The sequence below is a fragment of the Pseudomonas sp. PVC-3-1 genome, from assembly GCF_057444315.1.
In genome coordinates this window covers 2,742,890-2,760,543 of the sequence record NZ_CM172023.1, presented here as the reverse complement: position 1 = coordinate 2,760,543, position 17,654 = coordinate 2,742,890, and the positions used below count along the sequence as shown (strand labels likewise).

The following is a 17,654-nucleotide window of genomic DNA, read 5'->3' as shown; positions in this document are numbered from 1 at the left end:
GTGGCGTCTCACGGATCGGGAAAATACTCTTCCGGGGACTTGGGAATTCGCGTCAGTGCCCCTACTCTGTCGCGCTAAATCGATTGAGGTGCCCGATGAGCGCCAACCCCGCCACACCTGATACACCCGCTGCACCTGCCGCCGAAGACGTCGCGCCACGAGCGGCCTGGCTCGACTGGATCAACAGCAATCGCCAGGCACTCGGCCTGGGCGTAACCCTGGTTCTGTTCAGCCTGGCGCTGATCGCCTGCTATCACCTGCTGCGCGACATCGACGCCTATTCCCTGCACGACGCGTTGCTCGACGTGCCCAGCACCGCACTGTTCGGTGCCTTTGCCGCCACCGTGGTCGGCTTCATATTCCTGCTCGGCTACGAATGGTCGGCCAGCCGCTTCGCCGGCGTGAAGCTGCCCGTGCCAGCACTGCTGACCGGGGGCTTCGCGGCGTTCGCCATCGGCAATGCCGTGGGCCTGTCGATGCTCTCGGGCGGTTCGGTGCGCTATCGCCTGTATGCCCGCCAGGGCCTGGGCGCAGGCGACGTCGCGCTGATGACGCTGTTCGCCAGCCTGTCGCTGGGCTGCGCCCTGCCAGTGCTGGCGGCGCTCGCCGCGCTGAGCGATCTCTCCGACGCCTCCCTGGCCCTGCACCTGCCACAGTGGCTGGTCGCCGTGCTGGCGCTGGGCATCATCGGCTTCTGCCTGCTGCTGGTCGTGGCCATCGAACGCCGCCGCCTGCCGGAGCAGCCTTCACCCGACAGCCACCTGGTCCGTTTCGGCCGCCGCACACTGCGCCTGCCGGGCCTGCGCCTTTCGCTGCTGCAACTGGTGATCACCGCGCTGGACGTCGCCGCCGCCGCCACCGTGCTCTATCTGCTGCTGCCGGAGGCGCCGCCCTTCGGCGCCTTCCTGCTGGTGTACCTGATCGCCCTGGCCGCTGGCGTGCTCAGCCACGTACCGGGTGGCGTCGGCGTGTTCGAAGCGGTGTTGCTCGCGGCATTCGCCAACCAACTGGGCGCCGCCCCGCTGGCCGCCGCGCTGCTGCTGTACCGCCTGATCTATGTGGTGCTGCCACTGATTGCCGCCTGCCTGCTGCTGCTGTTCCTCGAAGCACGGCGCATCCTGGTGGCCAAGCAGGCGGTACGCATCACCTCAGGCTTCGCCGCGCAGATCCTTTCGCTGCTGGTATTCATCTCCGGCATCGTGCTGCTGTTCTCCGGCGCCACGCCCTCCATCGATACCCGCCTGGACGAAGTCGGCTTCCTCGTGCCGCACCGCCTGATCGATGCCTCGCATCTGGCCGCCAGTCTGATCGGCGTGCTCTGCCTGCTGCTCGCCTACGGGCTGCGTCGCCGCCTGTCTGCCGCCTGGGCGCTGACGATCGGCCTGCTGATCGCCGGCGCGGCGCTGTCGCTGCTCAAGGGCTTCGACTGGGAGGAAGCGCTGATCCTCAGCTTCACCGCCGGCCTGCTGGTGATCTTCCGCAGCGCCTTCTACCGCCGCAGCCGCCTGATGGACCTGCCGTTCTCGCCGATCTACCTGGGCGCGGCGGCCTGCGTTATCGCCGCGTCGATCTGGCTGTTGCTGTTCGCCTACCAGGACGTGCCCTACAGTCACGAACTCTGGTGGCAGTTCGCCCTGGACGCCGATGCCCCCCGCGGCCTGCGTGCAGCCCTGGGCAGCTGCCTGCTGCTGGCCGCCCTGGCGCTGTACTGGCTGCTGCGCACCGCGCCGCCGGCAATCCATGCGCCCACTCGCGAGGAGCTGGATACTGCCGCCGGCATCCTGGCCAATTCCGCGCAACCCGACGGCGGCCTGGCCCTGTCCGGCGACAAGGCGCTGCTCTTCCATGAGGGCAACGACGCCTTCCTGATGTACGCCCGCCGTGGCCGCAGCCTGGTGGCGCTGTTCGATCCGGTTGGCCCGGCCCAGGCCCGCGCCGAACTGATCTGGCAATTCCGCGACCTGTGCGACCTGCACCACGCGCGCCCGGTGTTCTACCAGGTGCGTGCGGAGAACCTGCCGCTGTACATGGACATCGGTCTGACCGCGCTCAAGCTCGGCGAGGAGGCGCGCGTCGATCTGCGCCGCTTCGACCTGGAGAGCAAGGGCAAGGAGATGAAAGACCTGCGCTACACCTGGAACCGCGGCCAGCGCGACGGCCTGAGCCTGGAGTTCCATGACGCCGGCCACGCGCCGATGGATGAGCTGCGCGCGATCTCCGATGCCTGGCTGGCCGGCAAGAACGTCCGCGAGAAGGGCTTCTCCCTCGGCCGCTTCACGCCCGAATACCTGCATTATTTCCGCATCGTCGTGGTCCGCTTCCAGGGCCGCGCCGTGGCCTTTGCCAACCTGCTGGAAACCTCCGGCAAGGAACTGGCGAGCATCGACCTGATGCGCGTGGCCCCCGACGCACCCAAGCTGACCATGGAGTTCCTCATGCTCGGCCTGATCCTGCATTACAAGGAGAGCGGGCACACCCGCTTCAGCCTCGGCATGGTGCCCCTGGCCGGCTTGCAGCCGCGCCGTGGCGCCCCGCTGACCCAACGTCTCGGCGCGCTGGTTTTTCGCCGGGGTGAGCAGTTCTACAATTTCCAGGGGCTGCGGCGCTTCAAGGACAAGTTCCAGCCCGACTGGGAACCCCGTTACCTGGCCGTGCCCGCCGGACTGGATCCGCTGGTGGCCCTGGCCGATACGGCCGCCCTCATCGCAGGCGGCCTGAGTGGATTGGTAAAACGCTGATATGTTGAAACGACGCTGGCGACACCTGCTCGCCCTCCTCCTGCTGATCATCATCGCCGTGGGTCTGCTGCTGTGGAGCCGCCCGGCTTCCCAGGCTTCCCTCGAACACCGCCAGCTCGCCGACGGCAGCGCCGTCGCACTGGCCATCCCCGGCAAGCAACCGAACGCCCGTGTACTGCTGGCCGTGCAGGCCGACCAGAAACTCGACGACGGCCAGTTGTTGGCCCTGGCTCACGACAGCGGGGCCCGCGTGGTGCAGTTCGTCTTCCCGGACAAGGACTGCGCCACCCAGCAGGCCCGTATCAAGGCTGCCAGCGAGCTGCTCGACGGCCAGCCGACCCTGGTTGCCGGCATTGGTCCTGGCAGCGCCTGGGCGTTCCGCTGGCTCGCCGGGCAGACCGACGACAAGGCCAAGGCCCTGTCGGTCGGGTTCTCCCTGGAGAAGCCCGACTGCGCCGCCACCCCGCTGCCGACGACTGCCGCCCACGGCCACTGGCTGGCCGCCTGGAATGACAACCCGGACGACGCCAGCGCGCGCTTTGCCCGCGGTCTGAAGAACGCCGAGACGGTGATCAGCGATTACGACACCCCGCTGCCCAAGGTCCTCGCCGATCAACTGCGCCAGCAGCTGCAAGGCGGCGGCGACAACGTGCCGGTGGTGGAAGTCCCGGCCGCCAAGCCCTCGGAAACCGTCACCCTGTTCTATTCGGGCGATGGCGGCTGGCGCGACCTGGACCGCGACGTTGCCGCGCAGATGGCCGAGCTGGGCTACCCGGTGGTGGGCGTGGATGCCCTGCGCTACTTCTGGGAGCACAAGACCCCGGAACAGAGCGCCGCCGATCTCGCCGTGCTGATGCAGCACTATCGCGAGAAATGGGGCGCCAAGCACTTCGTGCTGGCCGGCTATTCCTTTGGCGCCGACGTGCTGCCGGCGATCTACAACCGCCTGCCGGCGGACGCCAAGAAGGACGTCAGCTCGGTAATCCTGCTGGCCTTCGCCCGCAGCGGCAGCTTCGAGATCGAGGTGCAGGGCTGGCTCGGCAAGGCCGGCCAGGAAGCCTCCACAGGCCCGGAAATGGCCCGTCTGCCCGGGCCCAAGGTGCTCTGCGTGTACGGCATCGAGGAGAAGGACGAGAGCGGCTGCACACAGCCCCAGGCCGTGGGTGAAAACCTGCAGCTGCCCGGCGGGCACCACTTCGACGAGGACTACCCGGCGCTGGCCAAACGACTGGTGAACGCCATCCGCTCCCGCCAGTCAGCCGACGACGAAGGCTGACCGACGTCAAAAGGGCCGCACATTGCGGCCCTTTCACTTTGCCTTCACGGTTTTTCAGGCAGGGTTAAGGCTCTATGCTGAGACTGACAGCCCCGTCGCCAGAACGGAGCGTCACGACTCCGAGCCAAACAAGGAACCGTCATGAGCCTGTCCAAGACCCCGTCCCGCTATGGCAGCCTGTCCATAGCCATGCACTGGATAATGCTGGTGCTGATCGCCGCCACGTACTTCTGCATGGAGTACCGCACCAACTTCCCCAAAGGCAGCGACACCCGCGCGCTGTTCTCCCAATGGCACTTCATGCTCGGCCTGAGCGTCTTCGTACTGGTCTGGCTGCGCATCATCGGCCGCTTCATCTACCCCACCCCGCCGATCGTCCCGGCACCACCGGTCTGGCAGATGGCGCTGGCCAAGCTTGCGCACCTGGCGCTCTACGGCCTGATGATCGGCCTGCCGCTGGCCGGCTGGATCATCCTCAGCGCCGCCGACAAGCCGGTGCCGTTCTGGGGCATGGAGCTGCCGCACCTGGTGGACAAGAACCCGGACCTGGCCAAGCAAGTGAAGTACTGGCACGAGACCATTGCCGTGCTCGGCTACTGGCTGATCGGCATCCACGCCCTGGCGGCGCTGTTCCACCACTACATCAGCCGCGACAACACCCTGGTGCGGATGCTGCCGGGCAAGGGTGAGGCGAAGCCGGAGTGACGGCCCGCGCAAGGCCCATGCTGCCAGCTCCCCGTAGGAGCGGACTCCGTCCGCGATCGGCTGGCCGCGCTTCCGGATTGGCCTGAGCGGCCGCAAAACGATCGCGGACAAAGTCCTCTCCTACACGGAATCCCCCTGCCGGTATGGCAGTGCGGTGCGGGCCTCTTCGGCGTAGGCCAGGATGCCCGCCCGCTCCCCCACCAGGAACTCCGCCACCGCGTCACGCAGCCCCGGATGCCCCAGGCGGTGCCAGGAGCGCGTGATCACCGGCTCGAAGCCACGGATAAGCTTGTGCTCGCCCTGCGCCCCGGCGTCGAAGCGTTTCAGGCCGTGGCTAATGGCAAAATCCAGGCCCTGGTAGAAACAGGTCTCGAAGTGCAGGCGGTCGAATTCCGCCAGGCAACCCCAGTAGCGGCCATACAGCGTGTCGCCGCCCAGCAGGCTGAAGCCCATGGCCACCGGCCGGCCATTCTGGTGAGCGAAAACCACGCGTATCGCCTCGGGCATACGCTCACCGATCAGGCTGAAGAATTCGCGACTCAGGTAAGGCGCCTGCCCGCGCACCTCATAGGTACTGCTGTAGCAGGCGTAGACGAAGTCCCAATGCGCCTCGGAGAGCTCGCGCCCTTCCATCCAGATGAAATCCAGCCCGAGCCCGGCGACCTGCTCGCGCTCCTTGCGCAACTGCTTGCGCTTGCGCGAGCTGAGCGCGTCGAGGTAGTCCTGGAAGTCGCGATAGCCGCGGTTGCTCCAGTGGTACTGGCAGCCCAGGCGTTCCAGCCAACCATCGGCGTCACGCAGCAGCGCATCGGCGGCAGGATCGGTGAAGTTCACGTGCACGCCGGAGCAATGCCCTTCGTCCACCTCCCCTGCCAGGGCGCCGACCAGGCTCAGCGCCGCTTCCGGCGTTCCCAGCAACCGTGCGCCGCCCACCGGCGTGAAGGGAATGCCCACCAGCAACTTGGGGTAGTAGGGAATACCAGCGCGCAGGCAGGCATCCGCCCAGCTCCAGTCGAATACGTACTCGCCGTAGGAATGGCTTTTCAGATAGGCCGGTGCGGCGGCGAGCAGGCGGCCATCATCGCCCAGCAGCACACGATGGGACGGCTTCCAGCCAGTACGCCCACCGACGCTGCCGCTCTCTTCCAGGGCGCAGAGAAAGACGTGACGCAGGAACGGCTGATCGTCCAGCAACAGGGCGTCCCACTGGCGGGCGTCGACTTCGGCAAGACGGGAAAGGGTCTGAATTGGCATGGCCGACAGTCTGGCGCGCCGCGCGGGTGTTGGGAAGATTCGCGCGGGAAATCTCCGGCGAAGCTGACATTCACGTTCGTCGGTATCCGGCGGAAAGGCCTGGTGGGGTGGTCTATGTTGGGGGCTGAGAAGGCTTGCCGGCGCATGACGCCAGCACCGTTCCGCTCGCCATCCGCCCGTTCCGGGCCTTTGGCGAACCGCCAGGAGGACGCCCCATGAGCCTGATGCAATGCGAGTACCGCAAGTACACCATCACTGCCGATGTCGTCGAACACCCCGGCATCCCCACTCCCTGGGCCGCCGGCTGCCACATCACCGCACCGGACGGACAGACCACCAAGCGCAAGACACTGCCGGTTGAATTCGCCTTCATGTCGGACCTGCAGAAAGCCCAGCACGCCTCCATCGCCCACGGTAAATGGCTGGTGGACCAGAGCCTGGACCACGACCGCCAACTGTTCTGATCAGCCGTTCACGTAGCCCGGCTCTTCACTGACCGGTATCTGCGACAGGCGCACCTGAAGCGCCAGGAATTCATGTGCCGATGCCAGCCAGGTCTGCCCGCGAGCCCATTGCGCGCAGGCCTGGCGGTCCAACTTCAGTGCCTGCAGGCAGGCGCTGCGCAGATCGGCGTCCATCACCCCGGTCACGTCCTGTTCCAGTACATCCAACGGTCCCGCCACCGGGAACGCCGCCACTGGCGTGCCGCATGCCAGCGCCTCATACATCACCAGGCCAAGGGTGTCGGTCAGCGACGGGAACACCAGCACGCTGGCGCTACGGTAGGTATTGGCCAGCTCATCGCCATGGCGATAGCCGAGGAATTGCACCTGTGGATAAGACGCCTCCAACTCGGCGCGCTGCGGGCCGTCGCCCACCACGCGCTTGTGTCCCGGCAGGTCCAGGGCGAGAAAGGCCTCGAGGTTCTTCTCCCGCGCCAGGCGACCGACATAGAGGAATACGGGATCATCACTCGGCACGCCCTCCCCCGGCTGGAAGCACTGGATATCCACGCCCTTGCGCCACAGCACGAGGTGGTCGAAAGCGTGATCGGCGAAAGCGCCCCGCATGCGCTCGCTGCTCACCAGCACGGCTTGGCTCGGTGCGTGGAAACGCCGCAGGAAGGCATAGCCCCAGCCCAGCGGGAGCCAGGGCCAGCGGGTGTTCACATATTCGGGAAAGCGCGTGTGGATTGCGCTGGTGAACTTCAGCCCCCGGCGCATCAGCCAGCGCCGCGCGGCCCAGCCCAGCGGACCTTCGGTGGCGAGGTGAACGCAGTCGGGAGCGAAGTGGGTGATCTTCTCACCCAGCGTCCATAAGTCCCACGCCAGCGGGATCTCCGGATAGCTCGGGCACGGGCGGTGACGAAAATCCTGCGGGGTCATCAGGCCGACCGCGTGACCCAGTGTTTCCAGCTCGGCCACCAGCGCCTTCAGGCTGGTGACCACGCCGTTGACCTGCGGCAGCCAGGCATCGGTGACGATCAGCAGCCTCATGCCGCCGACTCGACCACCACTGGCTCTTCGGCGCGGGCCTGCTCCTCGGCCAGTCGGTAGAGCTGGATGCTGCCGTCCCAATGCTCGATCAGCGCCGAGCAGGATTCCACCCAGTCGCCGCAGTTGAGGTATTCCACCTCGCCGATCTGGCGGATTTCCGCATGGTGAATGTGCCCACAGACCACGCCGTTGAGGCCGCGCTTGTGCACTTCGTGGGCGATGGCTTCCTCGAAGTCGCTGATGAAGTTCACCGCTGTCTTCACCTTGTGCTTGAGGTACGCCGACAGCGACCAGTACCCGTAGCCATAGCGGCTGCGCCAGTGGTTGAGCCAGCGGTTCAGGGTCAGGGTGAATTCGTAGGCAGAGTCACCGAGGAAAGCCAGCCAGCGGTGGTAGCGGGTGATGACGTCGAACTGGTCGCCGTGGATCACCAGCAACTGGCGGCCGTCTGCGGTGGTGTGGACGATTTCGTCGACCAGACGGATGTTGCCCAGCAGCAGCGAGGAATAGCGGCGCAGGAACTCATCGTGGTTGCCGGTGACGTAGATCACCTCGGTGCCGCGCTTGCTCATGGTCAGCAGGCGGCGAATCACGTTGGTGTGCGCCTGCGGCCAGTAGATGCCGCCGCGCAGCTTCCAGCCGTCGATGATGTCGCCCACCAGGTAGATGCGGTCGGCGTGGTAGCGCTTGAGGAAGCCGGCCAGGTGCTCGGCCTGGCAGTCGCGGGTACCGAGGTGGACGTCGGATATCCACAGGGTCCGTACCCGTTGTTTCTTCGTCGGCGTCATGCGTTGTGCGCTGCTCATCGTCGGCGACCTCCAGTGGGGTTTCTCCGAGTGTCGGCGCTCGCGGTGAAGTCCACATGACCGACTGGCGACAGTCCCGTTACAGCCCGCGGCGCGCTAGACTGGCAACCTGCCCGCCAGCTTGAAAGCCACCTTGCATGAGCCGGATTCTTTCCCTGCGCCATTACAGCCACGACCACCTCGCCCATAGCCACAGCCATGCGCAGCTGGTGCTGGGGCTGTCCGGCAGCCTGGATTTCGAAGTCGGTGGCCGCGGCAGCCTGGTGACCCGGCAGACGTTCGCCGTGGTCCCGCGCGAAGAACACCACGCCTGCGCCAGCCCCGACGGCAGCCGCTGCCTGGTCGTGGATCTGGAGGATGAAGAAGACCTGCTCGGCGGCCTGGGCCTGCATTCAGACGCCGGCCGCCGCCTGCTGGAAACCCCCGGCCAACGCCTGCTCAGCAATGACCAGGCGCAGTTGGTGCACTGGCTTGCCGGCAGCCCGCTGCACGACCCGGTGCTGGCCCGCCAGGGCGCGATCCTGCTGCTGGCCAGCCTCGCCGCCGGCCAACAGCGCATCGAGGAACCGGTGCAGCTGCCACTGGCCAGCCTCGACAGTTACATCGACCGCCACGCCGCGCACCCATTGCAGGTGGCCGACCTGGCTCGGCTCGCCGGGCTGTCCGCCGCACGCTTCCATGCCCGCTTCCTCGCCGAAACCGGGCAGACACCCATGGACTATGTACGCCAGCGCCGCCTGCAACTGGGCCGCGATCTGCTGCGCGGTTCGCATCAATCGGTCGGCGAAATCGCCGCACAGGTCGGTTACGCCTCACAGAGCGCCTTCACCGCCGCCCTCGTCCGCCAGTTCGGCACCACGCCACGGCAACTGCGCCAGCAGGCACGCGACAATTCCCGCTAGCCGCGCGACAGACAGCCGCGCGCCCAGGGCCTAGACTGCCGGCCATCGAACCGAGCAACCCCAACGGGAGCAGCAATGTCGGCAGACACCATCGAATGGAAGGATTTCGAACGCGTCGAACTGCGCGTGGGCACCATCGTCCAGGCCGAACCCAACGTGAAGGCGCGCAAGCCCGCCTACATCCTCCAGGTCGACCTCGGCCCGCTGGGCATCAAGACCTCCAGCGCGCAAATCACCGCCCACTATGAAGCCAACGAACTGATCGGCCGCCAGGTGCTGTGCGTGTGCAACTTCGAGCCCAAGTCCATCGCCGGCGTGCGCTCGGAAGTGCTGATCACTGGCGCCTACGACAGCGACGAGAAGGTGGTGCTGGCAGGCTTCGACAAGCCGCTGCCCAATGGCGCGCGGCTGGCCTGACGTTCGTTTCACCGCGCGCCGGCTGATCCGGCGCGCCTTTCCACTTCCAGTCAAGGCCCCGCCAGCGCAGTCGGCGGGGGGTCCGGCATGAATCGCATTACCCAGCTCACTCCCCGCGGCGCTCTGATCGGCCTGCACATCGGCGCCCTGATGTTCGGGCTGTCAGGCATCTTCGGCAAACTCATCCTCGCCGGCCCGTTGATCATCGTCTTCGGCCGCGCACTGTTCGGCTCGCTGTCGCTGGCGGCGGTGTTCGCCGGGCACCTGCGCCAACAGAAGCGACCCACGCTGAAGCAGGCCGCCATGCTGCTGGGCGGCGGCGTGCTGCTGTGTACGCATTGGCTGACCTTCTTCCTCGCGGTGAAGGTGGGCAACGTCGCCGTCGCCACCCTCGGCTTCGCCAGCTTCCCGGCCTTTACCGTGTTGCTGGAGGGGCTGCTGTTCCGCGAACGCATCCGCAAGGGCGAGTACCTGGTGGTGGCGCTGGTGTGCATCGGCCTGGTAATGGTCACGCCGACCCTGGACCTGCGCGACGGAGCCACCGCCGGCCTGCTCTGGGGCACCCTCTCCGGACTGCTGTTCGCGCTGCTGTCGCTGGCCAACCGGGTGAGCGTGCGCGGCATCGACCCGATCCAGGCAGCGCTGTGCCAGAACCTGACGATCATCGCCTGCCTGCTGCCACTGGTGCTGTTCGACCTGCCCTCGGTCCGCGGCATGGACTGGCTCTGGCTGGTCGCGCTGGGCGTGCTCTGTACCGGTGTCGCCCACAGCCTGTTCGTCGCCAGCCTGCGGCTGATCAAGGCCCGTACGGCGGCGGTGATCTTCGCCCTGGAGCCTGTCTACGGCATCGCCTTCGCCGCCATGCTGTTCGGCGAAGAGCCGAGTGCACGGATGCTGGCAGGTGGCGCGCTGATTATCTTCGCGACCTTCCTCAGCGCACGCGGCTCGCATTAGCGACCTGTAGGAGCGAGCTTGCTCGCGAACAAGCCTTGCTCCGCTGCCAAGCGGTTCGCGAGCAAGCTCGCTCCTACAAGAGCCTCAAGCGGTGCGTGAGACAAAAAGAAGGCCGCCCCGCAGCGTGCGTATCTCGAACCTTGCCCCGGGGAGGGAATGCCAAGGATTCATCGCACGACAGCCTGCGAGGCGGCCTGTTCGGTTTGGCGCCTGTGGATAAGACGCCGGGAAATCAGTTGATGCTGTAACCGCGCCCGCTCAGGCAGGCGCCCAGCGCGCGGCGGTAGGTGTCGGCCTGGCCGGGCGGCGGCGCCTGGGTGGCGACGGCCGGGTCGAAGCCGCTCTGGCCGACAGCCCAGGTGTGGCACTCATAGCGGTCGCGGCTTTGCTGCTCCGGCGACTGGCCGTTGGCGGGATAGGCGATCACCTCGTAGCTGGTGGTCGGCGCGGCCTGTACGGCTGGCGGTGTCTCCACCGCGACGTACTGGCGGCGGTCGGCGTTCCACAGGTAGTAAGTTCCGGCGGCGACGAAATAGAGCATGCTGCCGATCCAGACTTCCCGCGCGTAATCCGGCAGGCCATAGCCATGTCCGGGGCCCCAGCCATGGTACGGGCCAGGTCCCGGCCCGCCCGGGCCACTATGGGGTCCGGCCACCGCTGCAGCCGCCAGGCTCAGGGCCAGCAGCGTGGCGATGGATTGGTGCGCGATGCGCGGGGACAGCTTCATTTCACCTCCGGTCACGGGCGATCCAGCGCCCGCCGTTCATGGTGAGCATTGTCTCGCGCCGCCCCTGCGCCGAGTGTCAGCACTGGGTAAAGACTGGGTAAAAAGCCCGATACACGCGGTATCAGTCCTGTTGCAGGAGCCACCGGCAATAGCCCTGTACGCCCTCTTCCACGCCCATCATCGGCGCGCGGTAGCCCGCCTCGCGCAGGAAGGCGATGTCGGCGCAGGTGTAGCACTGGTACTTGCCGCGCAGCTCATCGGGGAACTCGGTGTACTCCAGCAATCCGGCGCGGATCGCCGCATCCAGGGTCAGCGGTTGCAGGTCCTGCTGTTCGCGCAGGGTATTGATGACCGCCAGGGCCACGTCGTTGAACGGTTGGGCACGGCCGCTGCCGAGGTTGAAGATGCCACTGCGTTCGGGGTTGTCGAGGAAGTGCAGGTTGACCTTCGCCACGTCCTCCACCGAAACGAAATCGCGCAGGTGGCCGCCGGCCGGATAGTCGCCGTACTCGCCGAACAGCTTCACCTTGCCGGTCTCACGGAATTGGTTGAAGCAGTGGAAGGCCACCGACGCCATGCGCCCCTTGTGCTGCTCGCGCGGGCCGTAGACGTTGAAGTAGCGGAAGCCGGCCACCTGGGTGCGCGCGGTAGGCAGCACCTTGCGCACGCGCTGGTCGAAGAGAAACTTCGAATAGCCGTAGACGTTCAGCGGCTTCTCGCAGGAACGTATCTCGCGAAACTCGTGGCCACCGCCGTACACCGCCGCCGACGAGGCGTAGAGGAATGGCACGCCCAGCGACAGGCTGGCGTCCAGCAGCTCGCAGCTGTAGCGGTAGTTGTTGTCCATCATGTAGCGCCCGTCGCGCTCCATGGTGCTGGAGCAGGCGCCCTGGTGCAGCAGTGCGCGCACCACGCCGAAGTCACCGCGGGCGTAGCGCTCGATGAAGTCGCGCTTGTCGAGGTAGTCGCTGATGTCGCAATCGGCGAGGTTGGCGAACTTGTCACCTTCAGTCAGATCGTCGACCGCGATGATGTCGGTCTCGCCGCGCTGGTTCAGCGCCTTGACGAGGTTGCTGCCGATGAAGCCGGCGGCGCCTGTGACGATGATGCTCATGAGGGCACCTCCTGTGGAGAATGGGTGCTCTCAGACTAAAAGTGGAACCGGCGTACCCCGTTGACATGAAGCAAGGAAGTTAGCCAGCTATCGAATGGTTCCGCCGGCCGGTACAGCGCCGATTCAGGAACGGTCGTTATGGCCCAGGTCGCGCTGCGGATCGATGCGGTCGCGTACTCGCTGCTTGAGCACCTTGGCCTCGGGGAAACCGCCGTCGGCCTTGCGCTCCCAGAGCTGCTCGCCATCGCAGGTAATGTGGAAGACCCCGCCGGTACCCGGCACCAGGCTGACCTTGCCCAGGTCATCGCCGAAGGTGCTCAGCAGTTCCTGGGCCAGCCAGGCGGCGCGCAGCAGCCACTGGCACTGGGTGCAATAGGTGATGACGATTTCGGCTTTGGCTTCGGACATGAATCAGACTCTGCAGTAGGACGCGAACCTATAATACCGCTCTGAAATGCCCTACCGGACTCTTCTCTTCATGCGCCGACTGCTGTTCGCCCTTCTCCTGTTCCTTCCCCTCGGCGCCCTGGCGGCGAACACTCCGCCGAAGATCGGCCTGGTTCTCTCCGGCGGAGCGGCGCGCGGCCTGGCACATATCGGCGTACTGAAAGCGCTGGACGAACAGGGCATCCACGTCGACGCCATCGCCGGCACCAGCATGGGCGCTGTGATTGGCGGCCTGTACGCGGCCGGCTACACGCCCAAGGAACTGGAGCAGCTGGCCCTTGGGCTGGACTGGAAAGAAGCGCTGTCCGACTCGCCGCCGCGGGTCGACGTACCCTTCCGCCGCAAGCAGGACGACCGCGACTTTCTGGTAAAGCAGAAGCTCAGCTTCCGCGACGACGGCACCCTCGGCCTGCCGCTGGGCGCGATCCAGGGGCAGAACCTGTCGATGCTGCTGGAAAGCCTGCTGGTGCACACCAGCGACACCCGTAACTTCGACCAGTTGGCGATCCCGTTCCGCGCCGTGGCTACCGACATATCCACAGGCGAGAAAGTGGTGTTCAGCAAGGGCCACCTGCCCCAGGCGATCCGCGCCAGCATGTCGATCCCGGCGGTATTCGCGCCGGTGGACGTCAACGGCAAGCTGCTGGTGGACGGCGGCATGGTCGATAACATCCCGGTGGACGTGGCGCGGCAGATGGGCGTCGACGTGGTCATCGTGGTCGACATCGGCAACCCGCTGCTGGACCGCAAGCAGCTGACCACGGTGGTGGACATGCTCAACCAGTCGGTCACCCTGATGACCCGCAAGAACTCCGAGGCACAGCTGGCCACCCTGAAGTCCAGCGACATCCTCGTGCAGCCGCCGCTCAGCGGCTACAGCTCCACCGACTTCGGCCGCGTGCCGCAGCTGATCGACGCCGGCTACCGCGCCACCAGCATCCTCGCCCCCCGCCTGGCCGCCCTGCGCAAGCCGGCCGACGCCGAGGCCGTTGCGCTCAATGAAGCGCGCGAGCCCGGCGAGCGCCAGCCGGTAATCAACAGCATCGAGGTGGAGAACAACTCCAAGGTCAGCGACGACGTCATCCGCCACTACATCCGCCAGCCGCTGGGCGAGCACCTGGACCTGGAGCGCCTGCAGCGCGACATGAGCACCCTCTATGGCCTGGATTACTTCGACCAGGTGCAGTACCGCGTCGTGCACCGCAAGGAGGGCAACGCGCTGGTGATCCACGCCTACGGCAAGCGCGGCGGCACCGACTACCTGCGCCTGGGCCTGAGCCTCTCCGACGACCTGCGCGGCGACAGTACCTTCAACGTCGGCGGCAGCTATCGCATGAACGGCATCAATCGCCTCGGCGCGGAATGGCTGTCACGCGTGCAGATCGGCGACCAGCAGGAGCTCTACAGCGAGTTCTACCAGCCGCTGGACGTGGGCTCGCGCTACTTCGTCGCACCCTATGTATTCAACCAGGCGCAGAACGTCGAGGCCACCGACAATGACGACCCGATCGCCGAATACCGCCTGGAGCGCTACGGCTACGGGCTGAATCTCGGCCGGCAGATCGCCAACAACGGCGAGATTCGCCTCGGCGTCGCCCAGGCCTTCGGCAAGGCCGACGTGCGGGTCGGGGAACAGGACCTGCCGGACTTCCACTTCACCGAAGGCTATGCGCAGCTGCAGTACTCCTTCGACACCATGGACAACGTCGACTTCCCCCGCGAAGGCGAGAACATCCAGACCTCGTTCCGCGAACACACGCCATCCCTGGGCGACGACGACCGCTACCGGCAATGGGATTTTCGCCTGGACAAGGCGCTGAGCAGCGGCCCGAATACCTGGGTGCTGGGCGGCGGCTACGGACGCACCATCGACGATGCCGAGGTGGTGGTATCGAGCTTCCTGCTCGGCGGCGCGCGGCAGCTCTCCGGCTATCGCCAGGACGCACTGGCCGGGCAGAACTACAGCCTCGGCCGGGTCATCTACTACCGGCGCATGACCGAGCGCTCCTTCCTGCCGCTGGACTTCCCCTTCTACCTGGGCGGCAGCCTGGAGCGCGGACGGGTGTGGAACAACGACAACAGCTACGACACCGGCTACGTCAACGCCGGCAGCATCCTGATGGGCTTCGAGACGCCGCTGGGGCCGCTGTCCTTCAGCTACGGCCTGAACGATGCGAGCGAGCACGCGGTGTATATCAACCTGGGCCGCAATTTCTAAGGCCTCACGCAGAAGGTGCAGGAAACCTGTAGGAGCGAGCTTGCTCGCGAACGATCCCTCCGACAGCTCCGGCGCCAGGCGGTTCGCGAGCAAGCTCGCTCCTACAATAGCCTTCACAGCCCCATCCTCGGGAGGTGAGCAATATCGGCCTCTCGCCAATGAAAAAGCCCGGCATGTGCCGGGCTTTTTCATTCAGACAGCAGATCAGGCAATCAGCGCCAACAGCTCGCGCGCTTCGGCCTTGGCCTTGGAGTCACCGCTGGCGATCACCTGCTTGAGGATGCCGTAGGCTTCTTCCAGATTGCCCTGGTCGATGCAGCGACGGGCGCGGTCGAGGCTGGCAAGCAGTTCGTCGTGCTCATGGCCGACATCATCCGGCAGGTCGAAGATCAGGTCCTCGTCCGCGCCCTGAATCTTGCTGCCATGGCCGAACATCTCGCCATGCTCACCCAGGTCCAGTTCGGTGATTTCCGGCAGCTCGTGCAGGTTGCTGCGGAAGTCCGACGGCACTTCCTGAGCAGCCTTGGGAGCCGGCTTGCCCTGCTTGGGCGAATCGAAGGGGTTGTCGAGCTTGTCCCAGTCCAGATCCAGCGACAGGTCACTGAGGTTCATGGCGAAGTCCGGCTGGTCCTGCGCAGCCCTGGGCTGCTCCAGGGGGGAGACAACCGGCTCGCCCAGCTCCAGGTCGTCCCAGTCGGTGAGCGTCTCGCCGGTAGGCGGCTGCAAGCTGTCTTCCGGGCGGATCAGCATCGCCGGATAGCGCGACTTGAGCTGATCGATCTGTTTCTGATCGCCGCCAACGGCCACCAGGGCGTGCTCTTCGTCGTGGAAACCGGCCACGTCGCCCAGTTCGGCGAGCACCAGCAGCAACTTCATGCGCAGCTCACGGCGATTCGGCTCGGCATTGACGGCCTTGCGCAGCATGTCTCGGGCCTGGGTGAAGCGGCCGTAGGCAATGTAGATATCCGCGCCTTCCAGGCTGTCCGAGCTTGCGGCTGGCAGACGGGCGACGCCGGGCTCCGGGGTGGCGACCACCACCGGATGCGGCACCGGGACCGGAGCCACCACCGCAGCAGCCAAGGGTTTGACTGCCGGAAGCGGTTTGACCGGCTCGGGGGCAGCCGCTCTCAGCGGCGGCATCTCGACCGGCTTTTCCTCGCGCTTGCGACGGGCGAACAGCAGGCCGACCAGCAGAGCGCCAAGGGCGCCTGCGCCCAACCAGGGCCAGTAGTTGAAGCCGGAGCCTTGCACATCCTGCGCCGGGGTTGCCGGCTGGGCAACGCTCGGGGCTGGAGCGTCCTGCTGCGCCGGTGCCACGGCACCAGGGGCAGCGGGAGCGGCATTTGTCGCAGCATTGGCGGTTGCGGCATCGACAGCCGGAGCGTTGGCTACCGGAGCATTGCCCGAGGCCTCGGCGCCCTGGCGGCGATCCAGCTCCGCCTGCAGCGACTGCACCTGCTGGTCGCGGCTCTGTAGCGCCTGCTGGAGCGTCTGCAGCTGCTTCTGCAGGTCGTCCATGCGCTGGTTCATCTGGTCGCGCTGGGCATTGGCCACCAGCAGGTCGGCTTCGACCTTGGCGATATTGGTGTCACCGGCAGGCGCCACCGCTGCGGCGGCATTGCCTTGCGGTTGTGCAGCGGCTGCGGCCGAGACAGGGGCCTGCGGTGCACCAGTGGGCTGTTCAGCGACCGCGGCAGGCGCGGTGGCTGCCGGCTGCGCTACCGATGCGACGTTGCCGGCGCCGGCGTACTGCTGGCCCTGCGGCAGGGTCAGCGTCTGGCCGACCTTCAGCCGATGCGGGTCGCCATTGACGAAGGCCTGCGGGTTCAGCGCGACGATGCTGTCCATCAATTGCGCGCGCGAGGCACCGGCGCCACTCAGGTGCGACGTAATCTTCCACAGGGTGTCGTTGCGCACCGTGGTGTAGCGACCATCGCCCGCCGGCAGGGGCGGTTGCGCCGGTGCACGGCGCACGGGCTCGGAACGGTAGCTGTCCGGCTGGTAGCCGGAAGACCGCGCTGGCGCCCTGTCGCTCGCTCCGACATTGGCGGCCACGCTGCGGTTGGCGCTGTTGTACTCCGGCGGATCGATCAGCAGGGTGTACTCGCGCAGCATGCGGCCGTTGGGGCGCTCCACGGCGATCAGGAAATTCAGGTAGGGCTCGTGGACCGGCTGCGTGGACACCACCTTGATGTAGCCACGCCCGTTGCGGATCACCGGGGTGAAACGCAGGTTCTGCAGGAACACGAAACGGTCGACACCGGCGTTCTCGTAGTCGGTGGGACTCGCAAGCTTGGCGATCAGCTCGTCGGACGTCATGTCGCCAGTCTCGAGCAGGGCAATCTCGGCATCCAGCGGCTGGTTCAGCCCTGAATGCAACGTAATATCCCCAAGACCGAGGGCATTCGCGTGAGCGGAGACAAAAACCGAAAGTGCGGCAAGCGTCAGCGGAATTTTATTTATTCGAGCCATAACCCCATCCCATTGTCCGGGTCTGCACGCCATTCCCTGACCACTCGAAAGCGGCAGGCTGAACCTGTCCACACGCTTGAACCATGCCGGACTGCAGACCGTCACGCACCACTCCTCTGTACCTTGCA

15 protein-coding genes are annotated in these 17,654 nt (G+C 66.3%); 8 read left to right on the top strand and 7 right to left on the bottom strand.

All coding sequences use genetic code 11. The annotated features are described in order from the left end of the window. Positions 1–95: 95 nt before the first annotated feature. The 3 genes from mprF (at position 96) to AC2T4A_RS12960 (ending at position 4,719) form a co-directional block, all read left to right on the top strand. Positions 96–2,738 (top strand): bifunctional lysylphosphatidylglycerol flippase/synthetase MprF, encoded by a 2,643-nt coding sequence (mprF, locus tag AC2T4A_RS12970; protein WP_486743452.1) that lies wholly within the window; start codon positions 96–98, stop codon positions 2,736–2,738. A 1-nt stretch (position 2,739) separates the two neighbouring features. Further along, positions 2,740–4,014 carry a virulence factor family protein gene (locus tag AC2T4A_RS12965; RefSeq protein WP_486743451.1) on the top strand — a complete coding sequence of 425 codons (1,275 nt, stop codon included), beginning with the start codon at positions 2,740–2,742 and terminating at the stop codon, positions 4,012–4,014. A gap of 141 nt (positions 4,015–4,155) precedes the next feature. Further along, entirely contained in the window at positions 4,156–4,719 is a 564-nt protein-coding gene (locus AC2T4A_RS12960) for a cytochrome b (RefSeq protein ID WP_416745274.1), read from the top strand. Positions 4,720–4,839: 120 nt separating this feature from the next. Here AC2T4A_RS12960 and AC2T4A_RS12955 read toward each other — a convergent pair whose 3' ends face one another. Further along, on the bottom strand, positions 4,840–5,973 hold the full coding sequence (locus AC2T4A_RS12955; protein WP_486743450.1) for a GNAT family N-acetyltransferase: 1,134 nt from the start codon (positions 5,971–5,973) through the stop codon (positions 4,840–4,842). 215 nt (positions 5,974–6,188) lie between these two features. Here AC2T4A_RS12955 and AC2T4A_RS12950 point away from each other — a divergent pair, with 215 nt between their 5' ends. Beyond that, a complete protein-coding gene (locus tag AC2T4A_RS12950; RefSeq protein ID WP_192430399.1) occupies positions 6,189–6,437 on the top strand; it encodes a hypothetical protein in 249 nt (82 codons plus the stop codon). Here the strand turns inward: AC2T4A_RS12950 and AC2T4A_RS12945 are convergent, their stop codons facing one another. Continuing rightward, the gene (locus AC2T4A_RS12945) at positions 6,438–7,469 is read right to left on the bottom strand and encodes a glycosyltransferase family 4 protein (RefSeq protein ID WP_486743449.1); all 1,032 of its coding nucleotides are present in this window, start codon (positions 7,467–7,469) and stop codon (positions 6,438–6,440) included. Then, positions 7,466–8,275 (bottom strand): UDP-2,3-diacylglucosamine diphosphatase, encoded by an 810-nt coding sequence (locus AC2T4A_RS12940; RefSeq protein ID WP_138520370.1) that lies wholly within the window; start codon positions 8,273–8,275, stop codon positions 7,466–7,468. The genes AC2T4A_RS12945 and AC2T4A_RS12940 overlap by 4 nt, the downstream gene beginning before the upstream one ends. Before the next feature lie 137 nt (positions 8,276–8,412). Between AC2T4A_RS12940 and AC2T4A_RS12935 the strand changes: the two genes are divergently transcribed. From AC2T4A_RS12935 to AC2T4A_RS12925, 3 genes are all read left to right on the top strand, one after another. Next, positions 8,413–9,177, top strand: a complete 765-nt coding sequence (locus AC2T4A_RS12935; protein WP_416745278.1) for a helix-turn-helix transcriptional regulator — start codon at positions 8,413–8,415, stop codon at positions 9,175–9,177. A 75-nt stretch (positions 9,178–9,252) separates the two neighbouring features. Then, entirely contained in the window at positions 9,253–9,594 is a 342-nt protein-coding gene (locus AC2T4A_RS12930) for a tRNA-binding protein (RefSeq protein WP_416745279.1), read from the top strand. An 87-nt stretch (positions 9,595–9,681) separates the two neighbouring features. After that, positions 9,682–10,548, top strand: coding sequence for a DMT family transporter (locus tag AC2T4A_RS12925; RefSeq protein WP_478379364.1), 867 nt, complete (start codon positions 9,682–9,684; stop codon positions 10,546–10,548). Between the two features lie 232 nt (positions 10,549–10,780). On the opposite strand, the gene AC2T4A_RS12920 is transcribed toward AC2T4A_RS12925, so the two are convergent. The 3 genes from AC2T4A_RS12920 to AC2T4A_RS12910 form a co-directional block, all read right to left on the bottom strand. Further along, positions 10,781–11,275 (bottom strand): hypothetical protein, encoded by a 495-nt coding sequence (locus tag AC2T4A_RS12920; protein ID WP_486743448.1) that lies wholly within the window; start codon positions 11,273–11,275, stop codon positions 10,781–10,783. A gap of 121 nt (positions 11,276–11,396) precedes the next feature. Next, a complete protein-coding gene (gene rfaD / locus AC2T4A_RS12915) occupies positions 11,397–12,389 on the bottom strand; it encodes an ADP-glyceromanno-heptose 6-epimerase (protein ID WP_486743447.1) in 993 nt (330 codons plus the stop codon). Positions 12,390–12,512: 123 nt separating this feature from the next. Continuing rightward, positions 12,513–12,797 carry an Rdx family protein gene (locus AC2T4A_RS12910; protein WP_416745283.1) on the bottom strand — a complete coding sequence of 95 codons (285 nt, stop codon included), beginning with the start codon at positions 12,795–12,797 and terminating at the stop codon, positions 12,513–12,515. A 70-nt stretch (positions 12,798–12,867) separates the two neighbouring features. Here AC2T4A_RS12910 and AC2T4A_RS12905 point away from each other — a divergent pair, with 70 nt between their 5' ends. Then, positions 12,868–15,054: a patatin-like phospholipase family protein gene (locus AC2T4A_RS12905; protein ID WP_486743446.1), complete on the top strand. Its 2,187-nt coding sequence runs from the start codon at positions 12,868–12,870 to the stop codon at positions 15,052–15,054. Between the two features lie 204 nt (positions 15,055–15,258). Here the strand turns inward: AC2T4A_RS12905 and AC2T4A_RS12900 are convergent, their stop codons facing one another. Beyond that, complete coding sequence (locus AC2T4A_RS12900; protein WP_486743445.1) at positions 15,259–17,526, bottom strand: FimV/HubP family polar landmark protein; 2,268 nt, start codon at positions 17,524–17,526, stop codon at positions 15,259–15,261. Positions 17,527–17,654: the final 128 nt, after the last annotated feature.

What these genes read in the sequence shown, in the direction of transcription:
- mprF (WP_486743452.1), top strand. Translation starts at nt 96, where the DNA reads ATGAGCGCCAACCCCGCCACACCTGATACACCCGCTGCACCTGCCGCC.
- AC2T4A_RS12965 (WP_486743451.1), top strand. Translation starts at nt 2,740, where the DNA reads ATGTTGAAACGACGCTGGCGACACCTGCTCGCCCTCCTCCTGCTGATC.
- AC2T4A_RS12960 (WP_416745274.1), top strand. Translation starts at nt 4,156, where the DNA reads ATGAGCCTGTCCAAGACCCCGTCCCGCTATGGCAGCCTGTCCATAGCC.
- AC2T4A_RS12955 (WP_486743450.1), bottom strand. Translation starts at nt 5,973, where the DNA reads ATGCCAATTCAGACCCTTTCCCGTCTTGCCGAAGTCGACGCCCGCCAG.
- AC2T4A_RS12950 (WP_192430399.1), top strand. Translation starts at nt 6,189, where the DNA reads ATGAGCCTGATGCAATGCGAGTACCGCAAGTACACCATCACTGCCGAT.
- AC2T4A_RS12945 (WP_486743449.1), bottom strand. Translation starts at nt 7,469, where the DNA reads ATGAGGCTGCTGATCGTCACCGATGCCTGGCTGCCGCAGGTCAACGGC.
- AC2T4A_RS12940 (WP_138520370.1), bottom strand. Translation starts at nt 8,275, where the DNA reads ATGAGCAGCGCACAACGCATGACGCCGACGAAGAAACAACGGGTACGG.
- AC2T4A_RS12935 (WP_416745278.1), top strand. Translation starts at nt 8,413, where the DNA reads ATGAGCCGGATTCTTTCCCTGCGCCATTACAGCCACGACCACCTCGCC.
- AC2T4A_RS12930 (WP_416745279.1), top strand. Translation starts at nt 9,253, where the DNA reads ATGTCGGCAGACACCATCGAATGGAAGGATTTCGAACGCGTCGAACTG.
- AC2T4A_RS12925 (WP_478379364.1), top strand. Translation starts at nt 9,682, where the DNA reads ATGAATCGCATTACCCAGCTCACTCCCCGCGGCGCTCTGATCGGCCTG.
- AC2T4A_RS12920 (WP_486743448.1), bottom strand. Translation starts at nt 11,275, where the DNA reads ATGAAGCTGTCCCCGCGCATCGCGCACCAATCCATCGCCACGCTGCTG.
- rfaD (WP_486743447.1), bottom strand. Translation starts at nt 12,389, where the DNA reads ATGAGCATCATCGTCACAGGCGCCGCCGGCTTCATCGGCAGCAACCTC.
- AC2T4A_RS12910 (WP_416745283.1), bottom strand. Translation starts at nt 12,797, where the DNA reads ATGTCCGAAGCCAAAGCCGAAATCGTCATCACCTATTGCACCCAGTGC.
- AC2T4A_RS12905 (WP_486743446.1), top strand. Translation starts at nt 12,868, where the DNA reads ATGCGCCGACTGCTGTTCGCCCTTCTCCTGTTCCTTCCCCTCGGCGCC.
- AC2T4A_RS12900 (WP_486743445.1), bottom strand. Translation starts at nt 17,526, where the DNA reads ATGGCTCGAATAAATAAAATTCCGCTGACGCTTGCCGCACTTTCGGTT.